Consider the following 23,873-nt stretch of genomic DNA (forward strand, 5'->3'; position numbering starts at 1 on the left):
GCGATTTCGAAAGCGGTAGCAGGCGGGACACGGCACTATTAGCTCTCGCGCGGCGTGCCGGATCGAGCGCTACGGCGGATCGCATTCTGACCGCGCGTTGTGTCCTCGAACGGTCTGCGTCAACTGATACGCGGCGTCCGGAGGACACGCATGGATTCCACGTATAGCGACTTTCGTCGCGCCGATCAAGGAGAAGCGAGATGCCTAAAGCGTTTTCGGTCCCTATCACTCCGCAAGGAAAGTCCGCACTGGCGACGCTGCCGCCGTGGCACTATTCCAGCGACTGTCTCGCCATCGAATACTGGACCGATCAGAAAGCGATCGCGGCGCTCCTCCCGCCGGGCGTCACGGTGGACGAGAAATCCGGCGGCCGGGCCTTCTTCTGGTTTCTGGATTGGCAGTTCACGGGTTCCAATGACGAGGTGACAGACCCGGCACGCTATCAATACCGCGAGGCTTTCGTTCTGGTCGAGGCGGTCTTCGACGGTGTTCCGGTCAACTACTGCCCATATATCTTCGTCGATAACGACGCCGCCATCGCCCGCGGATGGGCGCAGGGCTTTCCAAAGAAACTCGCCAGCGTCTACCAGACTCGCAGTTTCTCCGCGCCGAGTCTGGCAGCGGCGCCGCTTGCTAAAGGAAGCCGCTTCGGCGCGAGTGTGTCCGCGCATGGAGAGCGGCTGGCGACCGCCCGCATCCAGCTCGAAGAACCCGTTGCTGACCCGACGACCGTGTTCAACCGGCCAACGACGATGCGCCGTTATTTTCCTCAGCTCGCAGCGGGACTTCAGGAGAAACCACCGGTCGATGAACTGACCATGTCGCTCACAGATAATCTTGCGATCGTGGATGTCTGGGCCGGGTCGGCGGAACTGAAGATTCCCGAAGTCGCCGGTGAGGACATGAACCTGATTGCGCCCGTGCGCGTCGGCCGGGGCTATCGGCTCGGTATGGCGTACTCCGTGACCGACCTGCGCATTCTGAAGAACTACGTCGAGTAATCGTCTGGGTGCCCCTATGCGTTGGCAGAGGGTCCGGTTAAGAGAGGCGCTTTCTTCGATGCGAGCGCCCGTGAAACATCAGTCCAGGAGTCGCTCTCATGCCGCTCTACACCTTGACTACTCAGAACGGCGCACTAAGCAGTGACGCCAAGGCCAAGCTCGCGATGGAGCTGACTAACCTGCATTCCGAATTCGCGGGCGTGCCAAAAAACTGGGTGCATATTGTGTTTCAGGACTATGCGCCGGGCAGCGGGTTCACCGCCGGAGAACCGGCGGCAACCGCCGCGCTCACGCTTTTGATGCGGGCCGGACGGCCACCTGAGTACAAGCGCGAGTTGATACAGCGTCTTTGGAAACTGTTTCAGACCGCGACGGGAGCGCCCGATGACCAGATTGTCATCGGCATTCAGGACGTACCGGCCAGTCAGGCGATGGAGATGGGACAGGTCATGCCGGACGTCGCGAACGAATAGGATGGGGGGCGCTACTCGTCGTTGCCTGCGACTTCCGCACCGGCGATGTGATGCCGCGCCAATGACGCCGCGACGAAGCCCGACGTCTTCATATCTTCAACGAACTTCGACAGATACATGGCCGCTTCATCGCCCTTGGCTTTTGGCACACCCATCGCCTGACGGATCACCATGAAGCGCTGGTCCAGCAACCGCAATCCGCCCGCTTTGGCGGCGTCTTTTTCGAGCTGTTGCTTGACGCCTGCAGCCACGTCCAGATGCTGATCCAGAAATCCCTGCACAACCGCCGGTGAAGTTGGAATCCGGACGATTGTCGCGTGATGGAGTTCGCGCGTCAGAAACAGGTCGTAGGCGCTACCCTTGCCGACTGCGACCGTCACGCCGGGTTGATCGACAGCCTCGTTGGTGGTGATCGGCGAGGTGTCGCGTACGAGATAAAAGCCTTCGATCAGCACGTACGGTTTGGTGAAGGCGATTTCCTGTCCGCGCTTCGGATCGACAGCGAAGAACCCGATGTCTGCCTTGTCCTGATTCACGTTCTCAACCGATTCACCCGCTGACTTGACCGCGATCAGTTGCAGCGGTACGCCAAGTCGTTTGGCGAGCTCGGTAGCGAGATCGACAGACACGCCGACCGGTTTGCCCGTTGCCGGATCAAGATTGGCCAGAATCGGATTGCCGAGATTGATCGACGCGCGCAGCGTGCCGCTCGGCGCGAACACGCTTGCCATCGATGCGCTCGCATCTTTCGTTTGCGCGACAGCGGGCGTGGGAACAGGTACGGACAAGACCGCACTTGACGCCATTAAGGCCGCCAATGTTTTGACCATGCCGCTACGGCGTTTTGTGATTGAAGGCTTTGTCATCTTGAGGTGCCCTTGATTAGCGTGCCAGAGCGATATTATCCGGGCATTTGGCGAAGCGCGTGCGCCGGCAACATATCCCTACGTCGTGATTCACCACTGCATGCCGCATCTTTTCGAGGGAATGTTCTACAGATTTGCCTCGCCCTCTGTATCCCGGATTTTATCTGCGCGACTACCATTCACGCTTTTGTGCCGCGCGCGGCGCGTTCCTATCACCGGGTTTTCGCATGAGCCTACTAATTCGTTTGCTGCTTTTGTTAATCACCAGTCGTGGCCGGAGCCGGCTGCAGGTGCTCGACACGTGTGTCACGCCGTTTCGAGTGTGGCTCAATGACCTCGATGTCTTGCTCCATATGAACAACGGCCGCTACTTTACGATCCTCGATCTGGCGCGCGTCGATCTGATGATGCGTAGTGGTCTGTGGCGGCAATTGAAGGCACAAGGCTGGTATCCAGTCGTCACACTGGAAACGATGCGTTTTCATCGGTCGCTCGAGCTTGGCGACCGCTATAACGTCCAGACTCGCGTTATCGGTTGGGATGAGAAGCACATTTTCATCGAGCAAGGGTTCGTGCGTGATGACGTGCAGGTCGCATTGGCCGTTGTGCGAGCACGGTTCCTGAAGCGAAGTGGCGGTGTTGTGACGACTGCCGAGTTGCTGGAACTGTCGGAGATTACGCAGCCGTCGCCGGAGTTGCCCGGATGGGTTGCGAGGTGGAGTGAGGCCGAAGGAGGGATGGCGCTTACGTAGTCTTCTTTTTGTGGGCAGAGGTGGAGGCCGTTACACGACGGCAGGCTACCCACGATCCTGTTCGATCGCCCGCGCGACTCGAGCCATCATCAGCTTGACCACGCGTGCGATTCAGTACGCGTAAAGCGTCAAGGTGCGACCGCAGGTGCGTTGGTAGGCTTTTGACCATTCGCCTTCTGCTGGGCATTCTGCAGATTCTGCGGATAGTTCGTTTGATCTCCCGCCGGGTTATACCCGTTCTTTTCCAGCTTACTGAGCTCGGCATTTTTCTTCGCGCGGCGCGCCTTGCGGTCGGCCTTCTTTTGCGCCTTCATCTCCTGCTTCGACATCGCACTTTCGGAGGCGCCGGCATCGGTTGTCGCTGCATGAGCTTGCAACGTCGGAAGTGCGAGGAGACTCAAAGCCATACCTGCTGAAACAACAAAAACAGACAGTTGCTTGAACTTCATACGTATCTCCGTATGGATGCGTTAGGCGGCGTGAGACTGCTCACGGTCCATTTGGGTTGGTTCCTGAGAAGAACGTGTCTCTTCGCATGGGGAACGCTCGAACCGTAATCGATGAGACGTCGACAGGGATACAGGGGTTAACCGCGAGGAGGCGAGGAGGCATAACGCTGAAAGGCTCTTGCGCACTTGCTCTAACGCGGATTTTCCCTGATTTCACGAAAGAGATTCCCCTTTCTGCTCTTTGTTCGAGTGGATGGGGAATATACACTCGGGCAAAAATACAAGCGCAGTTCAGGAGACGTGCCCCACGGAAGTTATTACCCTCCGCCTAAGCCTTACTCCAGTGCTTGTTTTTTCTTCTCATTTCCTTCCTTGCGAGCGTCTCTGAGACTCCACGTCCTTCAGGCGTGTCGCATTTGATCAACGATTGACGGGCGCCGGGAAAGATGTGAGCTCCTGCTGTATCAGGGGAAGTACGTAGTACAACTATATTAACGGAGATAGCGATGAAGAAACTTCTGTTCGGCATGTTCGCATTGTCTGCGACGACAACCGCGATGGCTCAGAGCAGCGTCACGTTATACGGCATCGTGGACAACGGTATCGCATACGAGACCAATCAACCGAAGGGGCATGTATTCGGTGCGCAAAGCGGAGGCTGGGCGCAATCGAGATTTGGTCTCAAAGGCAGTGAGGACCTCGGCGGCGGCACCCATGCAATTTTCACGCTCGAGTCCCGACTGAATACCATGACCGGGGCTTTCGCGAACGGAAGTTTCTTCGAGGGGCAGGCGACCGTAGGCCTGCAGAATGACACCTGGGGGCAAATCAAGTTCGGCAACATGGGTTCGGCTGAGATAAGTCAATACTCGGGCGACGTCGACCCCCAGCAAACGAAGAAGTATGCGATTGGAACGCTGGTACGCGGCCGCATCTTTTCGCAGGCAGCGAACGGCGCGGAGTACCTGTCGCCGACGATTGGCGGTTTTACCCTGCAAGGCCAGTATGATTTGACGAATTCGTCGACGTGGAACGCGGGAAATCCTGGAAGCGCACCTGGTCAACTCGGTACTTCCAGCGGACTCGGAAGCTCGCAGGGGCGCTCGGATGGTATCAAACTCTCTTACGCGAACAAGGGCCTTTTCTGGCAGGCGACCTATGACGAGGTTCGCGACGGAAACGGCCAATTCAGCAACGTGTACCTTGCTTCCCGCTCGATTCTCACGGGCTTGACGTACGCATTCGGTCCTGTGACTGGATACATTGGCTACCAGCATCTGAGCGCTCCGAACGCATCGAATGCGGGCTATTTCGGCACGGCGACCCCGTCAGCGTTGCCGGCAGGAACGAGCCTCCCGACAGCCGTTAATCATGAGTGGATTGGCGCGATCTGGCAGACGACGCCTGCGCTTGCTATCACCGGCGCCGTCTATCACGCGAATGCAAACAATGGGAACGGGAACGCAACCCTCTACACGTTGGGGGCGAACTATTCGCTATCCAAACGAACGCTCCTGTACACGGAACTGGCGTATGTGAGAAACAGCTCGTCGTCTAACATCAGCCTCGACAGTGGTCTGTATGGCGCGAATATCAACAACGACCCCGTCAACGGGAGCACCTCGAGCACCAACCCCAACTATGGCAAAAGCCAGTTTGGCGTTATTGCAGGGTTGGCGACGAAGTTCTGATGCTGTCGAGAGGTCCGGGTGACGATTGATTCCCGGACCTCTCAGGAACGCGAGTGGTCGATTCAATCGCGGAAACGACTGGCGATGTGGTCCGGAATATTCTCTGGCGTCACGACCACGACCGAAGAAGATGACGCGACAGAGGATGCTGGCAGGAGCTTGTGAAAGTGCATGACGTGATGGCACGCGGAGCGCATGTCCTGTCGGAGATCATGATGCAGGATTGCCTGAATCCTTCCAGTGCGTAGCAGCTGCACATTATCCTTGTCCAGATCGTGACCGATGAAACAGACCGGAGCTTGCTGCTGCGCTTCCAGCGCGCGAAGAATCGCGACATTACCCCCGCCCATGGAGTACACGGCAGCGATACAAGTACCATCGTTGAGAACGCTTCGGACTCGCTCTTCAGTCGGTAAATCAAGGCCATGTCCGCCGCTTGCATCGATCAGCCTGAGTTGGGGGTGGTGCTTGCGCAATGCTCGACGAAAGCTTATCTCGCGCTCCTCCTCGCCCCGAAAATGCTCGTCGCTCATCGTTATCAACACATTAGCCGCCTGGGGGCCCAGCAAAAGGCCCAGAAGGTAGGCCGCCGTGGCCCCAGCGACGCGATTGTCGAGCCCGGCGTAGGCGATGCGTCCCGACAGCGGTATGTCGGTGAAGACGGTGACGACGGGAATGCCGTGATGCTGGAGTTCGCGGACCACCTCGGCAATCTCGGGAACGTCGCGGGCTTTCAGAAAAACACCATGGCTGCCTCTTCGGGCGATAGATCGAAGAGCATCCACGACTTCGGGCGTCGTCATCGTCTCCCGCAACAGGAAGCGCGGACGAACAACCGCCGGGTGCATCAACGCGAGTTCCGCTTCGAGCGCATTCCTTATCTCGTCGCTGAACCGCGCCGGTGCTTCCACTACCACGTCGACCATGAGCTTGCGCCCCGTGGTCGCCAGGTTTAGCTCCTGTTTCTCAAGTTCTTTTATCGCCTGCTCAACCCGATTGCGAGTGTGCTCCCGGACGTTCGCGCGTCCGTTCAGCACCCTATCAACAGTTGCCACTCCAAGCCCTGCCTGAAGGGCAATTTCCTTGATCAAGAAGCGGTGAGCCAATCCGACCCTCCATCGTTGATAGTTTTTTGATGTGTTTCTGATAATTCGATCTGTGCTTTGCGAGCTATCCTACATCGAATATAGGAGGCACGTATGGACGACCGACGCGGAGACTATCTCGCTGAGCGAACCAACTGGTATCGCGAAAGCGACTGCAGCTTGAGCGATTTCGTGAGAGCGCTCAACGCGACAGGGGAGCGCGGGCTACGCTACGCGACAAAGTCGGTTCAAGCGATTCCTGTATACGAATGCCGTGAGCTGGAAGAAGTGCGCTCGTCTGAAACGGAAAGGCTTCAGCTACTGTCGGAGTGGGCCGAAGTCCTGCGAGATGGAGCGGGCGTCTTTGTGCTCAAGCGCGCTTTTGACGACACCGGGTGCGTGGATGAGGCGACGGCCATCTTCGAATCGATTATTGAAGCCGAGAAGAAATCGGGCTCGAAGGCTGACCATTTCGCGAAAGCAGGCGCAAACGATCGTATCTGGAACGCACAGGAAAAACTCTGCCTTGCGGCACCTGATGTCTTCGCCAGATACTTTTCGAACCCTTGGCTGCCGGCGGCCGCCGAGGCATGGCTTGGCCCGTGCTTTCAGGTTACGTCGCAGGTCAATGTTGTCAGACCCGGCGGCGAGGCACAGCAAGCCCATCGTGACTACCATCTGGGCTTCCAGACGGCTGAGATGGCGGCGTCTTTTCCAGCGCACGTGCATGGAATGTCGCCTTTTCTCACGCTGCAAGGGGCTGTTGCGCACAGCGACATGCCTGTTGAGAGCGGTCCGACCAAACTCCTGCCTTACTCGCAGCGATACGCTCAAGGCTATGTGGCTTGGCGTAGACCTGATTTCCGGGCGTATTTCGAGAACAACTTCGTTCAGGTGCCGCTTGCCAAGGGCGATGCCATCTTCTTCAATCCGGCGTTATTTCACGCAGCCGGGTCGAATCGAACGAGCCACGTTCAGCGCATGGCAAACCTGCTTCAAGTCTCGTCGGCTTATGGTCGGGCGATGGAAGCCGTGGATCGAACGCGCATGTCCGAGACTCTCTACCCAGTCCTTCGGGACAGATTTAAGACCGGCAAGATAAGCGGGCTCGAGGCGCTGTCGGTGATTGCCTCGTGCGCCGAAGGCTATGCGTTCCCGACAAACCTCGACAGGGATCCGCCCGCCGGGGGACTCGCGCCGGAGAGCCAAGGCCAGATGATGCTCCGAGCGCTTCGGGAAGACTGGGAGCCGGCCGAGTTTGCGCGAGCCCTCGCGAAGCATGCCTGGCGTCAAGGGCATGGCGAATCCACTGAACTGATAGATTATTGATGTGTTTTTGTGACTAAAAGATAGAGCTACAGCACTATCATGATGCCGACGCGACACGGGAAATGACTCAGCGAGGTCGCGCGTGCTCCCGCATCCAGCTCGGATGTGAGTGAACGAGGCGTAATGGTGCAAGGGCATGGATCAGTTCAAGGAACTACAACTTTTCGTCGAAGTGGCCGAGACGGGCAGCATCAGCCGTGCTGCGGAGGCTGTCGAGCTCTCCATCTCGGCAGCAAGTCGGTATTTGATTTCGTTGGAGGCGAGACTTGGCGTCCAACTGGTGCGCAGGACGACTCGCAACCTTTACCTGACTGAGGCTGGCGCTGAGTTTCACCGACGCTGCAAATCCATCCTCGCCGATCTTGGCGAAGCAGAGGCTGTCACCAAGGAAGCGGTTGTGCGTCCAAGCGGTGTCCTTCGCGTCACCGCCTCGTTATCGTTCTGCATGCTTCACATCGCGCCGATGCTTCCTGATTTCACGGCGCGCTACCCCGACATTACAGTGGACGTGGTGGCGGCTAACCGTTACTGCGACATCATCGAGAACGGCATCGACGTCGCGATTCGTACGAAAGTCCTCGAGCCAGATAGCAACATAACCATTAGAAGATTGGCTTCGACACGCCGCATATTGGCCGCATCGCCCGGCTACATCGAGGTGAACGGGCGCCCTCGCTTCCCGGCGGAACTCGCGAAGCACAGGCTGCTGAACTATCAACTCGCCGACAATCCACGCGAGCTTTCATTCACACGCGGTGGTGAGAACGTCGTTGTCAGAGTGAAGCCGTTAGTGGAATCGAATGACGGCCAGATATTGCGTATCGCCGCGCTAGACGGCATGGGCATTCTGGTGCAGCCCAAATACATCATCTACGACGACCTCAAGGCAGGCCGCCTTGTCCCGGTGCTCGACGACTGGGACCTTCCTCGCCTAACCATGAACATCGCGTTTCAGACTCGCTCACACCTACCTGTAAAGGTACGCCTGTTCATTGATGCGCTCGTCGAGCGGTTTCACCACAACGAATACGAACGGCATTGGACAGCGTGAGCTTGCGCTCATCGCATTTGGGGTTTCTTCCCACTCAGCGCGAAAGACTTTCCCTTTCTAGCTCTGTTTTGCCAGTCACGACGAATATAGACTCGTCTCAAAGCTACAGAAGAGATTGATGGAGACACGCAATGCAAAGCGCAACCTCTGCAGTTCCGCCCGCATCGCCTTATTTCGATGAGGCTCGCTCGGCCGAAGTCGTCAACGCCCGTATGAGCGAAGATGCCGACGCTCGCCTGCGTCAGGTGATGTCGGTTCTGGTCAAGCATCTTCATGCTGCGGTCAAGGAAATTGAGCCGACGCATGAAGAGTGGTTCACCGCCATTCGCTTCCTGACCGAGACGGGTCAAATGTGCACGGACTGGCGGCAAGAGTACATCCTGCTCTCGGACGTTCTGGGCGTCTCGATGCTCGTTGATGCAATCAATCATCGTCGTCCGAGCGGTGCTACGCCGAACACGATTCTGGGTCCCTTCTACGTCGCCAACGCACCTGAATATCCGAACGGCGCCAACATCTGCCTGGACGGAAAGGGCGAGCTCATGGTTGTTGAAGGCCGGGTTGCCGATATCAATGGAAACCCGATTCCTGACGCGAAGCTTGAGGTGTGGCAGACCAACGACGACGGCTTCTATGACGTGCAGCAGAAAGGCATTCAGCCTGACTCAAATCTTCGCGGCGTTTTTACGTCGGATGCTGAAGGCCGCTATTGGTTCAAGTCTGTCAAGCCGCGTCACTATCCGATTCCTTCGGACGGTCCGGTTGGCAAGCTCCTCGCCGCAATAGGCCGACATCCGAACCGAGCTGCTCATCTGCACTTCATCGTCACCGCGCCTGGCTTTGACCCGGTCATCACTCACATTTTTACGCCCGACTGTCCGTATCTCCCCGAAGACGCGGTATTTGGCGTCAAGCGTGAACTCATCGCTGAATTCAACAAGATTGACGACCCGGCAGCGGGTGAGCGCGTCGGGGTCTTATCACCGTTTTGGTCTGTGTCGTGGGACTTCACCCTCGCGACGTCCACAAAGCCCACGCGGGCAATCCCGTAATCGTTTGGTGCGCGGGAGCGTGCCGCCAAAAAAACTGATGACATTGAGAGATACAGGAGTACTACCTATGAGCGCGAAGAAAGAACTGCTGGCTGCGTACTGGACACTCGCTGGCGACGTCTATCCGTGTGCACCGAACGAAATCAGCCCGTTCCCGCTGCGCGATCGCTGCGAAGCAGCTTCGCGTGCCGGCTGGAGCGGTATCGGCCTCATTCTCGATGATCTCGAGTACAGCATCGGGAAGTACGGCGTGTCCGGCGTCAAGAAGATTCTGGACGACACGGGTATGAAGTACTTCGAGCTCGAGATCCTCATGGACTGGTACTTCGACGGCGAGGTGCGTGCCAAGTCGGACGATTGCCGTCGCCGTTTCATCGAACTGGGCGGCGAACTGGGCATGCGCAATCTGAAAATCGGCGCGAGTCCGTTCGACAAGAATCCGGCCGACTTCCCCCGCATGACCGACGAATTCGGGAAGCTTTGCCAGGACGTGGCGATGGTTGACGCCACGGTTGCAATCGAGTTCATGCCTTTCTCTCCCATTCGAAACATCGCGGAAGCGCTGCAGGTTGCTCAAGGCGCAAACCAACCCAATGGCGGCCTGATGGTTGACCACTGGCACGTCGCACGCGGCGGTAGCCCCTATAGCGAAGTCGCCCAGATCCCCGCGCGCTTCATCAAGGGCGTGGAGATGGATGACGTCGGCGCGCAGGTCAAGGGATCGTTGTTCGACGACTCGACCTTTAACCGCCAGCTTTGTGGCGAAGGTGCAGGTGACTGCCCCGCCTTCGTCGATGCCCTTGAACAAGCAGGCTGCACGCTGCCGTACTACGGCGTGGAACTCATCTCCGAGGTGCACCGGAAATTTCCGCTCGACGAGATGGCAAAGCGCGCTTACGACACCACCATCGCCCAGTTCTCGGCAAAAGCCGCGACTTCCGCCTGAAGCTTTCGACCTTAACCGACAACGTATTTCTGGAGACTCACATGATTCGAATCGCCGTACTCGGCGCCGGCCGCATTGGTCGCATTCACGCCGGCAACGTCGCCGCGAGCCCGAACGCAAAACTGGTCGTGGTGGCAGACCCCGTTGAAAGTGCGGCTAAGTCGCTGGCTAGCCGTTTGGGCTGCGAGGCCTCGACGGACGCGGCAGCCGTCCTCGAGCGCAACGACATCGACGCAGTGGTCATCGGTACGCCGACGGATACGCACATCACGTTCATGCTCGAAGCCGTCAAGCGCGGCAAGGCTGTTCTGTGCGAGAAGCCTATCGACCTCGACATGGAGAAGTCGCTAGCCGCGGCAAACGAAGTCGAGCGACTGGGCGGTCGCGTCATGCTCGCGTTCAATCGACGTTTCGACCCGACATCGCAAGCCTTCCGCAAAGCGATCGACGCAGGCGACGTCGGCGAAGTGCGCCAGGTCATCATTTCGAGCCGTGACCCGGGCATGCCTCCGCGTGACTATGTCGAACACTCAGGCGGCATCTTCCGCGACATGGTGATCCACGACCTGGACATGGCTCGCTGGCTGCTCGGCGAAGAACCGGTCGAGGTAATGGCCATGGCCAGCCGTCTCGTCGACGAGTCGCTTGAGAAGCTGACCGACTTCGATACGGTGATGGTGCAGTTGCGGACAGCTTCGGGCAAGCAATGCCACATCAACTGCTGTCGCGAAGCGGTGTACGGCTACGACCAGCGCATGGAAGTGTCGGGTTCGAAGGGAATGCTCCTGCAAGAAAATCTGCGTCCTTCGACGATTCGACGCTGGTCCAAGGAAGCGACTGATGTCCGCGAGCCGCTGCTCAACTTCTTCCTCGAGCGCTACGAGGCTGCATACAAGGCCGAACTTGAAGCCTTCGTCGACGCACTGAACGCCAATTCGCCTTTGCCGACCTCCGTTCAGGATGGGCTGAAGGCGCTGCGTCTGGCGGACTGCGCGCTCGAGTCGGCGTTGTCGGGCAAAGCCGTCAAGGTGTAACGGGAAATCTGGAGGAGATAAGTCATGACGCGAAAGATCGGTCCCAACGAAACGCTCGGCGTAGCATGTCTTGGCATCACTCACCCCCATACGTCGGGGCGGGTCAAGGCAATCCAGCGTCGCACCGACGCAAAGATGCTCGGCGCGTGGGACAAAAGCCCGCTGCTCACACCGTTCGTCGACGCGCTCGGTCTCGAGGCGCGCTCGAAGGAAGACATCCTGGCGGACGAGAATGTTCATGTCGTGCTCGTCCACTCCAAGAGCGAGAAGATGGCCGATCTGACCATTGAAGCGCTCGAGGCGGGCAAGGCAGTGTTGTGCGAGAAACCTGCTGGCCGCAGTTCCGTCGACGCCAAGCGCATCGTCGAGGCTGTGGAGCGCACCGGCGGACTCGTGCAAGTCGGCTATTGCTGGCGCTTCGCACCATCGGTCGATGCCATGCAGGCGGCACTCAAGAGCGGACGCCTCGGCAAAGTCGTTCAGGTGCGCGCCCACGGCGGCTGCTCGCACGATGAGGCCGGAACGCCGCACATGACCCAGCCAGGCGATATTGGCGGCGCCGTATTCGTTATTGGATGTCACCTGGTGGATCGCATCCTTCTGCACTTCGGCTTGCCCCGCTCGGTCAACGCGCGTATCACGAAGTTTCCGAACTTCCATGGTGACGAATCGCGTGAAGACGCAGCAGGCGCGGTGCTGAACTACGAAGACAAGATTGTCACGGTCGACTTCATGTCGTGGGACGTCCTGCCGTGGACCGAGAGCTGGGACATCACCGCCTACGGAACGGAAGGCATTATGTCTTCCCGCTCGCTGCCCGCGAGTTACAAGATTTATGACGCGGGCAAGGGTGACCATCCGGAGGGCTGGACCGAGTGGCAAGAGACCAGCTTCCCGGAAATCTGGGCAACAAAAAAGACGGAGTATTCGCCCGATATCGCTGAAATCGGCAACCCGGTGTACTTCGACCGGGAGTCGAACGCGTTCTTCGACGCGTTGCGCAACGGCACGCAGTCGGTTGTGCCGGCTACGCAGGCGTACAACATTAGCCGTGTCATCGAGGCCATGTTCGCTTCTTCCAAAGAAGCGGGCGCAGAGGTCTTTATCGGTTAAGCGTTTGAATGGCTGACGCCTTCCGGCGTCGGCCTGGGATTCCGTACTTCATAAACCGGCAGCACAAATACGCATTCCTAAATAGGAGACGAAGTCATGAAAATTCTGAAGAGTGTCGCGGTCATCCTGGCTGCTTCGGTAGCTTTCTCGGCCATGTCTGGCGCTGCTTTCGCCCAGGATAAGGGTGTTATTGGCATTTCGCTGCCCGACAAGACGGAATCCCGCTGGATTACCGATGGTAAAAGCATGGTCGATGCACTGAAGGCGAAAGGCTATTCGGCCGACCTGCAGTACGCAAACTACGACGTTCCGACGCAGGTGAACCAGGTCGAGAACATGCTTGCGAAGGGTGTCAAAGCACTGGTCATCGCACCGATCGACGGCAAGACCTTTTCTGACGCTCTGGCGCTCGCGCAGAAGAAAGGCATCAAGGTCATCTCGTACGACCGTCTGATTAGCCAGACCAAGGATGTCGACTACTACGCAACCTTCGACAACTATGGCGTGGGCGTTCTTCAAGGGCAGAGCATCGTCAGCGCTTGGCAGAAGGCCGGCAGCAAAACCCCGTTCAACATCGAAGTGTTCGGTGGTTCATCGGACGATAACAACGCCCATATGGTCTACGCGGGCGGTATGTCAGTTATCAAACCGTACATTGACAGCGGCAAATTCGTGGTTCGGAGCAAGCAGATTGCCTTCGATAAAGTCGCGACGCGCAATTGGGATGGCGCGACGGCTCAGGCCCGGATGGACAACCTGCTGAGCGCTTTCTACGGCAAGGACCACCTCGACGCGGTCTGGACGCCCAATGACGCAATCGCAGTTGGCGTTATCTCGTCGCTTAAGGGCATCGGATACGGTTCGGCCCAGCAAACCATGCCCGTTGTCACTGGCCAGGACGCAGACATCCAGAACGTCAAGAACATTGTTCGCGGCGACCAGACCTCGACCGTGTTCAAGGACACTCGCAAGCTTGCGGGCGTGACCGCCGAAATGGTCGACAACGCGCTGAGCGGCAAGCAGGTGCCTGTCAACGACACGAAGAGCTACAACAACGGAACGAAGATCGTTCCGACTTATCTCGTGAAGCCAATCCTCGTCGACAAGGCCAATTACCAGTCGGAGTTGGTGACCAGCGGTTACTACACGCAGGCCCAGATCAAGTAAGGCATCTGAACGTCCGCGTGACGGGGCGCCCACCAGCGCCTCGCTTCACGCAGGCACGCTCGCGAGCGTGACCAATCAGAGGAATTTGACCATGGATACCATTCTGGAGATGCGCGGAATTCAGAAAAGCTTTGGCGCTGTCAAAGCCCTGAATAACGTCAATCTGAAGGTCCGTCAGGGCGAGATTCACGCCATTTGCGGAGAAAACGGCGCGGGAAAATCGACCCTGATGAAGATCCTCAGTGGCGTCTATCCGCACGGCTCTTATTCTGGCGACGTTCTTTACGACGGTCAGGAGCGGGCATTCGCCGATATTTCCGATAGCGAGGCAGTCGGAATCATCATCATCCACCAGGAGCTAGCCCTCGTACCGATGCTCTCGATTACCGAGAACATCTATCTGGGTAACGAGCAGTCGAAGCGAGGTGTCATCGATTGGCAGGTGTCGCGCGCGAAGGCGAAGGCACTTCTGGCGAAGGTCGGCCTCACGGACTCGCCAGATTCGCCGGTCGGCACGCTCGGGATTGGCAAGCAGCAACTCATTGAAATTGCAAAGGCATTATCGAAAGAGGTTCGCTTGTTGATTCTCGACGAGCCTACCGCAAGCCTGAATGAAAAAGACAGTGACACACTGCTGAGTCTTCTGCTCGAACTCAAGTCGCGCGGTGTGACGTCAATCATCATTTCGCACAAGCTGAATGAGATTTCGCGTGTCGCGGATGGAATCACCGTGATCCGTGACGGCTCGACGGTCGACGCCCTCGACTGCAAAGCCGAGAGCGTGAGCGAAGACCGCATCATCAAGGCGATGGTCGGCCGTGAGATGTCCGACCGGTACCCGCCGCGTACGCCGAACATCGGCGAAGTCATTTTTGAAGTGAAGGATTGGCGTGTCCAGCATCCCACGCAGAGGGACCGTGCCGTCATCAAAGGCGTCAATCTGGAAGCGCGCAAGGGCGAAATCGTTGGCATCGCAGGGCTGATGGGTTCTGGGCGTACGGAACTCGCCATGAGCGTTTTCGGCGGCACGTATGGTCAGGACATCACGGGCCAGGTGCTGATGCACGGAAAGCAGGTCGACGTTTCATCGGTACAGAAGGCCATCAAGGCGGGCATCGCCTACGTGACAGAAGACCGGAAAGGCAACGGTCTGCTCCTGGACGACAACATCAAGCGAAACATCACGCTGGCGAACCTGATCGGGGTCTCCAGATTTGGTGTCGTCGATGAGCACGAGGAGATAAAGGTTGCGACCGATTTTCTAAAGAAGCTGCGGATCCGCGCTCAAGGCGTTACCCACGTCGTTGGCAACCTGTCGGGTGGAAATCAGCAGAAGGTGGTGCTGAGCAAGTGGCTGTTCTCTGAACCCGAGGTACTGATTCTCGACGAGCCCACGCGAGGCATCGATGTGGGAGCGAAGTACGAGATTTACAACATCATCAATCAGGTGGTTGCGGCAGGTAAGTGTGTGGTCATGATTTCCTCAGAAATGCCCGAACTGCTTGGCATGTGCGACCGCGTGTACGTCATGAATGAAGGCCGGTTTGTCGGCGAATTCACCGCAGAAGAAGTCTCGCAGGAAAAGATTATGCGGGCGATTATGCGAAATGGAGGCATCGAAAATGCGTAAGGCACTCTCTCCAGTGGTCGCCGAAGGCGCCGAGGTCAAGAAAAGCGAAGTTTTGGGTGTGGTGAAGCGTATTGGCAGCGAGTATGGACTGCTCATTTCGCTCGTCATCATCATGGTCTTCTTTCAGGTCTCGACGAGCGGCGTATTGATGCAACCGCTCAATCTGACCAATCTGGTGCTTCAGAACAGCTACATTGTCATCATGGCCCTTGGCATGCTCATGGTGATTGTTTCAGGCCACATCGACTTGTCCGTCGGCTCAACGGCCGGTTTGGTGGGCGCGTTGGCGGCAGTATTGATGGTGCAGTTCGAGGTCAACTACGTCTGGGCAACCATCATCTGTATTCTGGCCGGCGCGCTGATTGGCGCCTTGCAAGGCTACTGGATTGCGTTCTGGCGGATGCCTTCGTTCATCGTGACGCTGGCCGGCATGCTGGTTTTCCGTGGCATGACAAACCTCGTTCTGCAAGGCCAGTCCATCGGCCCGTTCCCTGATGCATTCGGCGCCGTGAGCTCGGGTTTTATCCCTGACCTTTTTCACGGACAGACGCTTCACATCACTTCGATTGTCCTCGGCGCGTTTGTCGGTGCGCTTTTCTTCGCGATTGAGCTTCGGCATCGCGCCGGCGCGGCGAAACATGGTGTCGAGAGTGGCTCGTTCTCGATGTTCGTGGCGAAGAATCTCGTCCTGACGGCACTGATTGTGTTCTTCTGCTACCTGCTTGCATCCTATCGTGGCCTGCCTACCGTGCTCGTCATCATGGCTGTGCTGATTGGTGTGTACACGTTCATCATGAATCGCACCACGATCGGTCGACGTATCTACGCGGTTGGCGGCAATGCAAAGGCAGCGAGATTGTCGGGTGTCAGTGTTCCTGCAGTGAGCTTCCTGACCTTTGTGAACATGGGTGTCCTTGCTGCGCTGGCAGGTCTGATTTTCGCCGCACGTCTGAATAGTGGAACGCCGAAGGCTGGCACGGGATTCGAGCTCGACGTCATCGCAGCGTGTTTCATCGGCGGCGCTTCCGCCTCCGGCGGTGTCGGAAAGGTGGTCGGAGCGGTTGTGGGCGCCTTCATCATGGGCGTGATGAACAACGGCATGTCCATTATGGGCATCGGCGTGGATTATCAGCAGGTTATCAAAGGCATCGTTCTGCTCGCGGCCGTTTTCGTCGACGTGTACAACAAGAACAAAGCGTAGCTACTTTCCTATGGCAGACCGGATTTAGAACTCAGCTGGGCCTGGTGCGTGGCGAGGCTCGACTGACATGCATACTTGAGTCATGAGATTGCATCTCGAACATTTGGCCTGGTAATAAGCAACACTAATGGAATCGAATATGGTCAAGCATATCGTGATGTGGAACGTTCGCGGTGAGACTCCCGAGCAAAAGAAGGAATCCGCTGTGCTCGTAAAGACTGCGTTCGAGAGTCTGAGCGGAAAGATTCCCGGACTTACCAGGCTGGAGGTCGGGTTGGATGTAAGCGCCGTGGATTATGCCTGCGATGTGGTCTTGTACACAGAGTTCGAAAGCCAGGAGTCGCTCGATGCGTATGCATCGCATCCTGAGCATCTGCGAGTGAAGCAGATCGTGGGTGACATTCGTATCGCTCGCCACCAGGTCGACTACGTCTAAGCGAGCCGTACTGTTTGACCACACAGGGAGCTATTCTCATGTATGAGTTTACCTATACCACGCAGGCGTCGAGAGTCGTATTCGGTGCTGGAAGCATGAAGCTGATTCAACAGGAAGTGGAGACGTTGGGTGCTCGCCGGGCGCTGGTTCTTTGCACGCCCGAGCAAAAGGCCCAGGCTGAAGTGGTTTCGTCTCTTCTTGGACCTGCGAGCGCGGGCGTCTTCGACGGCGCCCAGATGCACGTTCCTATCGAGAACGCTCGCCGCGCGCGCGAACACGCGAAGTCGGTGGACGCAGACTGCGCAGTGGCTATTGGTGGCGGTTCGACGATTGGGCTCGGCAAAGCGATTGCGCTCGAATCGTCGTTGCCGATTATCGCAATACCTACGACGTATGCCGGGTCGGAGATGACTCCCATCTACGGCATAACTGAAAACGGCCTGAAGAAAACCGGTCGCGATGTCAAAGTCATCCCCAAGACGGTCCTGTACGACCCGGAGTTGACCATCGGGCTCCCGGTCCGTCTCTCGATTGTCAGCGGCCTCAACGCTATCGCTCATGCTGCCGAGGGGCTGTACGCACAGGACGGAAACCCCGTCATGTCGCTCATGGCGGAGGAGGGTATTCGCTCACTTGCCAACGGCCTGCGTGGCGTGAAGAAGAACAGCAAGGACAAAGCGGCGCGCAGCGAGTGCCTCTATGGTGCGTGGCTGTGCGGAATGGTGCTCGGCAATGTTGGCATGGCGCTTCATCACAAGCTGTGCCACACCTTGGGTGGAACATTTAACCTCCCTCATGCTGAGACGCACGCAATCGTTCTGCCGCATTCTCTCGCTTATAACAGTACCGTTGCGGATGAGGCGATGGGCCGAATCGCCAGGGCGTTGAACGTTGACTCAGCGCCAGACGGTCTTTACCAGCTCAACGAAGAACTTGGCGTTCCGCGAGGGCTTCGCGAGATTGGGTTGGGCGAAGCCGACCTTGATCACGCATGCAAGGTGGCATTGTCGAATCCATACTGGAATCCGCGGCCGATTGAGGAGGAGCCGCTTAGAGCACTGCTACAGCGTGCCTGGGAGGGCGCTCGTCCATCCGTGTAGCCTTTGGAAAGGGGCGCCCAAAGGAGGTCCGCCGGAACGAGCCTTCGATCTGGCGGTAGCGAACTAGCCGGCAGCTTAGGACTGCGCGCCGCGGCCCTAAGCTGGTCGACCCGCTACCGGAAACTCGAGTGCCTTCACCCCTTGCGGAATATCGGTGCTCCCCACGGCGCACCGATCGTGCCGCCGTCGACAACGATCTCAGCCGCCGTGATTCCCGAAGCATCGTCGGACGCGAGGAACAGCACGGCCTTGGCAACTTCTTCAGGTTCCGCGAGGCGAGCCATCGGAATGCCCGGTGCCAACGCTTCTTCGGTCGCGTCGAGCGTTGCGCCGGCCCGTGCGCCGCGCGTCCAGATCGGTGTGCGTGTGCCGCCGGGAATCACGGTGTTGACGCGAATGCCACGCCGCACGAGTTCGGACGCAAACACCTTCGCCATGCCGGTGACGCCCGCCTTCGTTGCGGAATAAGCGGCCGACCCGGGCGAGCCCAGTTCGCGCATCACGGAGCCGTTCAATACGATCGAGCCTCCGGCGCTCATCAACGGCAGGGCCGCTTGAACCGTGAGAAAAACACCGGTGAGATTGGTACGAAGAATCGCCTCGAATGCAGCAGCGGTCGTGCCGCCGAGCGGTGTCGGACCGGAGATGCCGGCGTTGGCGAACACGATGTCGAGCGACCCGAAGGCTGCCTGGATCTGCTTGAAGGTCGACTCGATCGCGCTTTCATCGTCGAGATTGGCCTGAATGCCAAGCGCGTTTTCGCCGAGCTCGGATACTGCCTGATCCAGTTTGGCGCGATCGCGGCCGGTGATGGCAACGCGGGCGCCTTCGGCGATCAAAAGCTTCGCTGTCGTAAAGCCAATGCCGCTGTTGCCGCCAGTGACGAGCGCTGTCTTTCCAGTAAAACGCATTTCCTTCTCCTATGTATTGCGCCGCGAGATCACGTTCCAAGCCGCATCCGCTGATGGCGCAAAAACTTCGCAAAAATCTCTGTTAAGCAGCGCGGGACAGCCGCTGCATCCGAACCGACACGAGCATCCTCAACATCTCATTCTGTATGTTGATCATCATGCAGAAATTCAGTATTATGCGCATCATGCAGTTTGTCAAGCGTGATGAGGCGGAAAAATGGGTTATTCGCAGGCACAAAAGGCTGAGAGCAGGCAGCGGGTTCTGGAGAACGCGTCACGGCAGATTCGCGAAAACGGCATCGAGGCGCTCGGCGTCGCCGAGTGCATGCGCAGCGCGGGGCTGACGCACGGTGCGTTTTATGGCCATTTTTCGTCGCGTGATGCGTTGATCCTGGAGGCGCTCGAGCACGCGGTGAGTCAGAGCGAGAAGCGCATGGCTTCTATCGCAAGCGGTGCGGCAAAGCGTGGGGAAACGCCTCTACAGGCTATTGCCGAAGCTTTCCTCAATGAGCGTCACGTGAAGAATCCCGGCAATGGATGTGCGCTGTGTGCGCTCGCCGGGGAGGCGCGGCATGCAAATCCGGATGTCAGGGAACAGCTCACGGATTACGTGCGCAAACTGGCGTCACGAATAGCGCACGCTATATCCAGTGATAGCAAAGAGGCTGGCTTAGGTATCGTCGCGACCATCGTGGGAGCCATTACGCTTGCGCGCGCCGTTGACGACGACAAACTGGCGAAATCGATTCTCTCCGAATCGCTCGCTCTGGTTATGAGTCGCGACTCATCGCCGGTTAGCTGAGCGGTGCTGGAGTTGCCCCGGTGAGGACCGACACCTCACTCACCAAACATGGCTTTAATGTCGCGTCCCGTCTGCTCGGCTTCCTCAATTAGCCAGTCGAGAAATTGCCTCGTTGCGGGGGAGTCTGCGGCCGTTCGCTTCCAGCAAATGAAGTAGGGGAATGGCATCGGCAGGGCGACCTTGAACGGCGCGATGAGTTCGTGTCGCTTGATGCTGTCGATGGCAAAAAAGCCCTGTCCCAACGAAATGCCTCTTCCCCGAATTGCCGCGTCGATTGCCATGCCGGAAACGGAGTAGGTGAGTGGCGCCAGGCCTTCGGGCAGAGGCACGCCAACCGCATGCAACCAGTGTCCCCACGTCGGCGGTGACAAGTTTGCCCATCCCCATTCGACGTGAATCAGCGGGTACCGCAAGATATCCGCCGGTTGCGAGATCGGCTTCTCCGCCTGCAACAGCGAGGGTGCGAACACGGGCGCAACTTTGTCCGTAAAGACGACGTGATAGGGCGTTCCGTCACTCGGTAGTGCCCCATACGTTAGGCGGACGTCGGCACTTCGCGCGGCGATGCTGGTTTCGTGATCGACGACTTCGACATGGACCTGCACGTGAGGGCAGATGGTGTGCCACTTGTCCAATCTTGCGGCGAGCCAATGAGTCGCGACTGACGGGAACGTCATCAACGTGAGCCGGGGGCCCGTCTGCGCCTTGAGCGCCGCCTGAGCGCTATGAAAGCACTCGAACCCCCGGGAGATGTGCAAGTGGTACAACTCGCAAAGCGGGGTCGGTCGCAGGCCCGTGTTCTCCCGCTCGAAAAGCGTGACCCCGAGAAACTCCTCAAGGACGCGAATCTGCTGACTAATCGCACCGGGCGTTACGTAAAGCGCCTCGGCAGCGGCTACGACGCCCCCGTAACGAATGACGGCGTCGAATATCTGCAAGGCTCGAAGAGGAGGAAGGCGGTTCATGTCGTTGACCTGGCAAATGCCATCGTGAAGCCAGTCTAGCAAAGACTGATCTCCGCCTCGACGCGCAACGGCGTCATGCAATGCCGCACGCTTACGGCTTCACGTCGGTCTTGAACCACTTTTCCGACAAGCGCGTCACGGTACCGTCCGCGAGTGCTGCCGTGATGGCTGCATCAAATTTTGCTTTCAGATCCGCATCCTGTTTGCGAAAGCCAAGACCTTCTCCCGGTCCCCAAACTGCGCCGCCGATGGTGGGTCCGGCGACCCGGATTCGGGCGGTGTCTTTGTTGTCGGCGATTCCAGCGTAGTAGGTGACGTCGTCGAAGGCGATGTCGACGCGTCCGTTGACCAGGTCGAGGTCACGTTCGGCCGAGGTCTTGTAGAGGCGTACGGACGTGATGTCCTTGAAGTTGTCGTTGATGAACTTGGTGTACACCGTGCCGGATTGAATGCCGATCGATTTCCCTTTCAGTTGATCGCGCAGCGGGGCGATCAAAGGGCCGTCGGTTTTCGGGTCGCCAGTCAGCTTGAGGGAAGAGGGTTTTCCTGTCGTGTTCGCCAGTCCATGTCCATCTACCGTCGCGAACGCGGCCGGCGTTGCAGCATAGGGCTTGGAGAACGCAATGGCCTGTTGACGTTCGGGTGTGATTGCAAGGGCATCCATCACGGCATCGAATTTACCGGCCTGCAGGCCGGTAATGAGGCCGTCAAAGTCCTGGGCGACTGGCTCGCATTGCAGGTTGGCCCGCTTGCACAGATTGTCGAGTAATTCCGGTTCGAACCCGGAGATCTTTCCGCTCGGCAAGGTCAGATTCCATGGCGCGTAACTGCCTTCCAGGGCGACCTTTACGGTCTTCCATTCCTTTGCCTGAGCGCCGGTTCCTGCCAGTGCCAGCATGCCGAGAAAAGTGACGAGAGAAGTCTTCAGGACTCTTGTTGAAATCGCATTCACATTACACCTCTATAGTTTCGAAGCAAGGTTGTGCGTGGATTGGAAATACTCCGATTGCCACTGTTCGCTGCATTGCTAGCGCTACCGCTTCAGCTGTGCAATGTGCCGGCGATGTTTTCTACGACGCTCAGCAGGTCGCCCTGTTCGACGAGGCGGTGGACGCCCATCATGTCCGGATAGAAGAACCGATCGCCTTCCGCTGTCGGGGCAACCTGCCGAATCCGCGCATACACCGCAGCGGTTGCGGGTGATGCGTCGGCGGGATCGAAGAAGTCCAGCGCCTGGGCGGCGGTGAGCAGTTCGATCGCCAGCACGTGCTGCAACTTCTGTGAAGTTGTGTAGGCTTTTCGCGCTGCGTGATAGGCGAAGCTCACGGGGTCTTCCTGGTTGCCGCTCGTCGGCACGCTATCGACGCTCGCGGGTTGAGCAAGGGTGCGCATCTCGCCCAGCAATCCGGCCGCCGTGTACTGAATGATCATGTAACCACTGTTCAGCCCGGGATCCTTCGCAAGGAACGCAGGCAGTTCGCTGAGGTACGGGTTGACGAGGCGGTCTGTCCGGCGCTCCGAGATTTTCGCGAGCGTGGTCATGGCGATGCAGAGGAGATCGCACCCGATGCCGACGAACGTACCGTCGAAGTTGGCACCGGATATCGCGATACCGTCCTCGCCTTCGGGATGGATGATGGGGTTGTCGCCGGACGATCCCACTTCATCGAGAATCGAGTCGTACGCGTTCTTGATCGCCCGCTTGGATGCCCCATGTACCTGGGCAATGCCGCGAAGGCTGTAAGCGTCCTGCAGTCTGTAATCGACAAAGCGCTCGCATAGCGCACTGCCGGCCAGCAGCCGCCGCAGGTTATCGGCCGTGTTCCTCTGATCGACATGTTTCTTGACGGAGTGATACCGGGCGTCCAGTGAGCGCGTGGTGGCCTTAAGCGGCTGTAGAGACATCGATGCGGCAATGTCGGCAACCTTCGAAAGCTCGAGCGCGTTGTAAAGCGCCAACATCCCGATCGCGGTTACCGAGGTGGTGCCGTTGGTGAGCGAAAGCCCCTCCTTGCAGCGCAGCGAGTGTGGCTTCAGCCCTGCTTGCTCCAATGCTTCGGCGCCGCGCATGCGTTCACCTTGGTAGAACGCTTCTCCCTCGCCGATCAGCACGAGCGCCATATGTGCCTCGGGCGCGAGATAACCGACCGAGCCATCGCCCGGCGCGAACGGCGTGATGTCGTTGTTCAGTAGCCCGGCGATTTGCTGCAGCAATTCGAGGCTGACGCCGGAATAACCTTTGCCGAGGCTGATCAGCATCATTAGCAGCGTGGCTCGAACCACTTCACGAGGCAGCGGTTCGCCGACCGAGACGGCATGGGAGCGCACGATATTTCGCTGAAGCTGCTCGGCGTCGTCCGGGCTGATAACGCGTGTCGAATTAGCGCCGAAGCCAGACGTCACCCCATAGACAAGCCGGTTCTGGCTCAGAAACAGGTCGACCAGGCGGCGCGAATTCAACACGCGCTCGCGATACACGGAAGAAAACTTTATCTGTGCGCCATGTCGGGCTACGGCAATGAATTGCTCGATTGAAATATCGGATTCCCCGAGCTGAACGTCGGATATCTTGCTGGGTCGAGATTCGGTGTGCGCCAGACTCATTCTGAATGTCCTCTGTCGAATGCATGAAATGAAGTGGGAGGCAAAATCCGCTTCAAAGCGCGATGTTTGCCTGAGATCATTGCTGGGCAGAGTAGCGGCGGCGGGGGTGACGCACAAACGATTTGATTTGAGTTCCGGGTTTAGTTTTACTAAAGCCGGATTTTTTACCTCGCTTTTTTAGTTTGCTTTTATAAGCGATGAGGTTTTTTTAATCG

The 23,873-nt window shown here is 58.1% G+C and carries 23 protein-coding genes; 16 read left to right on the plus strand and 7 right to left on the minus strand.

The window, feature by feature from the left end; translation table 11 throughout:
* Positions 1-200: 200 nt before the first annotated feature.
* Both KHO30_RS03110 and KHO30_RS03115 read left to right on the plus strand, forming a co-directional pair.
* Positions 201-1,001, plus strand: coding sequence for an acetoacetate decarboxylase family protein (locus tag KHO30_RS03110; RefSeq protein WP_211700017.1), 801 nt, complete (start codon positions 201-203; stop codon positions 999-1,001).
* Between the two features lie 98 nt (positions 1,002-1,099).
* Positions 1,100-1,474 (plus strand): tautomerase family protein, encoded by a 375-nt coding sequence (locus tag KHO30_RS03115; protein ID WP_093634138.1) that lies wholly within the window; start codon positions 1,100-1,102, stop codon positions 1,472-1,474.
* 11 nt (positions 1,475-1,485) lie between these two features.
* On the opposite strand, the gene KHO30_RS03120 is transcribed toward KHO30_RS03115, so the two are convergent.
* Positions 1,486-2,205 (minus strand): ABC transporter substrate-binding protein, encoded by a 720-nt coding sequence (locus KHO30_RS03120; RefSeq protein WP_244863923.1) that lies wholly within the window; start codon positions 2,203-2,205, stop codon positions 1,486-1,488.
* Between the two features lie 362 nt (positions 2,206-2,567).
* Here KHO30_RS03120 and KHO30_RS03125 point away from each other — a divergent pair, with 362 nt between their 5' ends.
* The gene (locus KHO30_RS03125) at positions 2,568-3,092 is read left to right on the plus strand and encodes a thioesterase family protein (protein WP_200657951.1); all 525 of its coding nucleotides are present in this window, start codon (positions 2,568-2,570) and stop codon (positions 3,090-3,092) included.
* A 128-nt stretch (positions 3,093-3,220) separates the two neighbouring features.
* Here KHO30_RS03125 and KHO30_RS03130 read toward each other — a convergent pair whose 3' ends face one another.
* Complete coding sequence (locus KHO30_RS03130) at positions 3,221-3,541, minus strand: DUF4148 domain-containing protein (RefSeq protein WP_211700018.1); 321 nt, start codon at positions 3,539-3,541, stop codon at positions 3,221-3,223.
* Positions 3,542-4,047: 506 nt separating this feature from the next.
* Between KHO30_RS03130 and KHO30_RS03135 the strand changes: the two genes are divergently transcribed.
* Positions 4,048-5,232, plus strand: a complete 1,185-nt coding sequence (locus KHO30_RS03135; RefSeq protein WP_211700019.1) for a porin — start codon at positions 4,048-4,050, stop codon at positions 5,230-5,232.
* A 62-nt stretch (positions 5,233-5,294) separates the two neighbouring features.
* On the opposite strand, the gene KHO30_RS03140 is transcribed toward KHO30_RS03135, so the two are convergent.
* Entirely contained in the window at positions 5,295-6,338 is a 1,044-nt protein-coding gene (locus tag KHO30_RS03140; RefSeq protein WP_211700020.1) for a LacI family DNA-binding transcriptional regulator, read from the minus strand.
* Between the two features lie 93 nt (positions 6,339-6,431).
* Here KHO30_RS03140 and KHO30_RS03145 point away from each other — a divergent pair, with 93 nt between their 5' ends.
* From KHO30_RS03145 to KHO30_RS03195, 11 genes are all read left to right on the plus strand, one after another.
* Positions 6,432-7,646: a phytanoyl-CoA dioxygenase family protein gene (locus KHO30_RS03145; protein ID WP_211700021.1), complete on the plus strand. Its 1,215-nt coding sequence runs from the start codon at positions 6,432-6,434 to the stop codon at positions 7,644-7,646.
* Positions 7,647-7,782: 136 nt separating this feature from the next.
* Entirely contained in the window at positions 7,783-8,697 is a 915-nt protein-coding gene (locus tag KHO30_RS03150) for a LysR family transcriptional regulator (RefSeq protein ID WP_211700022.1), read from the plus strand.
* 131 nt (positions 8,698-8,828) lie between these two features.
* Complete coding sequence (locus KHO30_RS03155; RefSeq protein ID WP_211700023.1) at positions 8,829-9,749, plus strand: intradiol ring-cleavage dioxygenase; 921 nt, start codon at positions 8,829-8,831, stop codon at positions 9,747-9,749.
* A 67-nt stretch (positions 9,750-9,816) separates the two neighbouring features.
* Complete coding sequence (locus KHO30_RS03160) at positions 9,817-10,695, plus strand: sugar phosphate isomerase/epimerase family protein (RefSeq protein ID WP_093634130.1); 879 nt, start codon at positions 9,817-9,819, stop codon at positions 10,693-10,695.
* A 41-nt stretch (positions 10,696-10,736) separates the two neighbouring features.
* Positions 10,737-11,729: an inositol 2-dehydrogenase gene (iolG, locus tag KHO30_RS03165; RefSeq protein WP_200652989.1), complete on the plus strand. Its 993-nt coding sequence runs from the start codon at positions 10,737-10,739 to the stop codon at positions 11,727-11,729.
* A gap of 24 nt (positions 11,730-11,753) precedes the next feature.
* Positions 11,754-12,842 carry a Gfo/Idh/MocA family protein gene (locus KHO30_RS03170; protein WP_093634128.1) on the plus strand — a complete coding sequence of 363 codons (1,089 nt, stop codon included), beginning with the start codon at positions 11,754-11,756 and terminating at the stop codon, positions 12,840-12,842.
* Positions 12,843-12,938: 96 nt separating this feature from the next.
* Positions 12,939-14,009: a multiple monosaccharide ABC transporter substrate-binding protein gene (gene chvE, locus KHO30_RS03175; protein WP_280531427.1), complete on the plus strand. Its 1,071-nt coding sequence runs from the start codon at positions 12,939-12,941 to the stop codon at positions 14,007-14,009.
* Positions 14,010-14,100: 91 nt separating this feature from the next.
* Positions 14,101-15,639, plus strand: coding sequence for a multiple monosaccharide ABC transporter ATP-binding protein (gene mmsA, locus KHO30_RS03180; protein ID WP_200620995.1), 1,539 nt, complete (start codon positions 14,101-14,103; stop codon positions 15,637-15,639).
* The gene (mmsB, locus tag KHO30_RS03185; protein WP_234486951.1) at positions 15,617-16,840 is read left to right on the plus strand and encodes a multiple monosaccharide ABC transporter permease; all 1,224 of its coding nucleotides are present in this window, start codon (positions 15,617-15,619) and stop codon (positions 16,838-16,840) included. Before mmsA ends, mmsB begins: the two co-directional genes overlap by 23 nt.
* A gap of 139 nt (positions 16,841-16,979) precedes the next feature.
* Positions 16,980-17,276 (plus strand): Dabb family protein, encoded by a 297-nt coding sequence (locus KHO30_RS03190; RefSeq protein WP_093634124.1) that lies wholly within the window; start codon positions 16,980-16,982, stop codon positions 17,274-17,276.
* Positions 17,277-17,314: 38 nt separating this feature from the next.
* Positions 17,315-18,376 (plus strand): maleylacetate reductase, encoded by a 1,062-nt coding sequence (locus KHO30_RS03195; RefSeq protein ID WP_054033903.1) that lies wholly within the window; start codon positions 17,315-17,317, stop codon positions 18,374-18,376.
* Positions 18,377-18,510: 134 nt separating this feature from the next.
* Here the strand turns inward: KHO30_RS03195 and KHO30_RS03200 are convergent, their stop codons facing one another.
* Positions 18,511-19,287 carry an SDR family NAD(P)-dependent oxidoreductase gene (locus KHO30_RS03200; protein ID WP_200620993.1) on the minus strand — a complete coding sequence of 259 codons (777 nt, stop codon included), beginning with the start codon at positions 19,285-19,287 and terminating at the stop codon, positions 18,511-18,513.
* 217 nt (positions 19,288-19,504) lie between these two features.
* Between KHO30_RS03200 and KHO30_RS03205 the strand changes: the two genes are divergently transcribed.
* Entirely contained in the window at positions 19,505-20,089 is a 585-nt protein-coding gene (locus tag KHO30_RS03205; protein WP_200620992.1) for a TetR/AcrR family transcriptional regulator, read from the plus strand.
* Between the two features lie 35 nt (positions 20,090-20,124).
* Here the strand turns inward: KHO30_RS03205 and KHO30_RS03210 are convergent, their stop codons facing one another.
* The 3 genes from KHO30_RS03210 to hutH form a co-directional block, all read right to left on the minus strand.
* Positions 20,125-21,054, minus strand: a complete 930-nt coding sequence (locus tag KHO30_RS03210; RefSeq protein WP_211700024.1) for a LysR substrate-binding domain-containing protein — start codon at positions 21,052-21,054, stop codon at positions 20,125-20,127.
* A 91-nt stretch (positions 21,055-21,145) separates the two neighbouring features.
* Positions 21,146-21,952, minus strand: coding sequence for a transporter substrate-binding domain-containing protein (locus KHO30_RS03215; RefSeq protein ID WP_211700954.1), 807 nt, complete (start codon positions 21,950-21,952; stop codon positions 21,146-21,148).
* Positions 21,953-22,095: 143 nt separating this feature from the next.
* Positions 22,096-23,775: a histidine ammonia-lyase gene (hutH, locus tag KHO30_RS03220; protein ID WP_244863924.1), complete on the minus strand. Its 1,680-nt coding sequence runs from the start codon at positions 23,773-23,775 to the stop codon at positions 22,096-22,098.
* Positions 23,776-23,873 lie beyond the last annotated feature (98 nt).

It is taken from the genome of Paraburkholderia aspalathi (genome assembly GCF_905220735.1).
Classification (GTDB): Bacteria; Pseudomonadota; Gammaproteobacteria; order Burkholderiales; family Burkholderiaceae; genus Paraburkholderia; species Paraburkholderia aspalathi.

Bases quoted from the DNA above. Each gene is read 5' to 3' on its own strand.
- KHO30_RS03160 (WP_093634130.1), top strand. From the start codon at position 9,817: ATGAGCGCGAAGAAAGAACTGCTGGCTGCGTACTGGACACTCGCTGGC.
- iolG (WP_200652989.1), top strand. From the start codon at position 10,737: ATGATTCGAATCGCCGTACTCGGCGCCGGCCGCATTGGTCGCATTCAC.
- chvE (WP_280531427.1), top strand. From the start codon at position 12,939: ATGAAAATTCTGAAGAGTGTCGCGGTCATCCTGGCTGCTTCGGTAGCT.
- KHO30_RS03195 (WP_054033903.1), top strand. From the start codon at position 17,315: ATGTATGAGTTTACCTATACCACGCAGGCGTCGAGAGTCGTATTCGGT.
- KHO30_RS03150 (WP_211700022.1), top strand. From the start codon at position 7,783: ATGGATCAGTTCAAGGAACTACAACTTTTCGTCGAAGTGGCCGAGACG.
- KHO30_RS03205 (WP_200620992.1), top strand. From the start codon at position 19,505: ATGGGTTATTCGCAGGCACAAAAGGCTGAGAGCAGGCAGCGGGTTCTG.
- KHO30_RS03110 (WP_211700017.1), top strand. From the start codon at position 201: ATGCCTAAAGCGTTTTCGGTCCCTATCACTCCGCAAGGAAAGTCCGCA.
- KHO30_RS03190 (WP_093634124.1), top strand. From the start codon at position 16,980: ATGGTCAAGCATATCGTGATGTGGAACGTTCGCGGTGAGACTCCCGAG.
- KHO30_RS03170 (WP_093634128.1), top strand. From the start codon at position 11,754: ATGACGCGAAAGATCGGTCCCAACGAAACGCTCGGCGTAGCATGTCTT.
- KHO30_RS03115 (WP_093634138.1), top strand. From the start codon at position 1,100: ATGCCGCTCTACACCTTGACTACTCAGAACGGCGCACTAAGCAGTGAC.
- mmsA (WP_200620995.1), top strand. From the start codon at position 14,101: ATGGATACCATTCTGGAGATGCGCGGAATTCAGAAAAGCTTTGGCGCT.
- KHO30_RS03125 (WP_200657951.1), top strand. From the start codon at position 2,568: ATGAGCCTACTAATTCGTTTGCTGCTTTTGTTAATCACCAGTCGTGGC.
- KHO30_RS03155 (WP_211700023.1), top strand. From the start codon at position 8,829: ATGCAAAGCGCAACCTCTGCAGTTCCGCCCGCATCGCCTTATTTCGAT.
- KHO30_RS03200 (WP_200620993.1), bottom strand. From the start codon at position 19,287: ATGCGTTTTACTGGAAAGACAGCGCTCGTCACTGGCGGCAACAGCGGC.
- KHO30_RS03130 (WP_211700018.1), bottom strand. From the start codon at position 3,541: ATGAAGTTCAAGCAACTGTCTGTTTTTGTTGTTTCAGCAGGTATGGCT.
- KHO30_RS03210 (WP_211700024.1), bottom strand. From the start codon at position 21,054: ATGAACCGCCTTCCTCCTCTTCGAGCCTTGCAGATATTCGACGCCGTC.
- KHO30_RS03135 (WP_211700019.1), top strand. From the start codon at position 4,048: ATGAAGAAACTTCTGTTCGGCATGTTCGCATTGTCTGCGACGACAACC.
- mmsB (WP_234486951.1), top strand. From the start codon at position 15,617: ATGGAGGCATCGAAAATGCGTAAGGCACTCTCTCCAGTGGTCGCCGAA.
- KHO30_RS03145 (WP_211700021.1), top strand. From the start codon at position 6,432: ATGGACGACCGACGCGGAGACTATCTCGCTGAGCGAACCAACTGGTAT.
- KHO30_RS03215 (WP_211700954.1), bottom strand. From the start codon at position 21,952: ATGCTGGCACTGGCAGGAACCGGCGCTCAGGCAAAGGAATGGAAGACC.
- KHO30_RS03120 (WP_244863923.1), bottom strand. From the start codon at position 2,205: ATGGCAAGCGTGTTCGCGCCGAGCGGCACGCTGCGCGCGTCGATCAAT.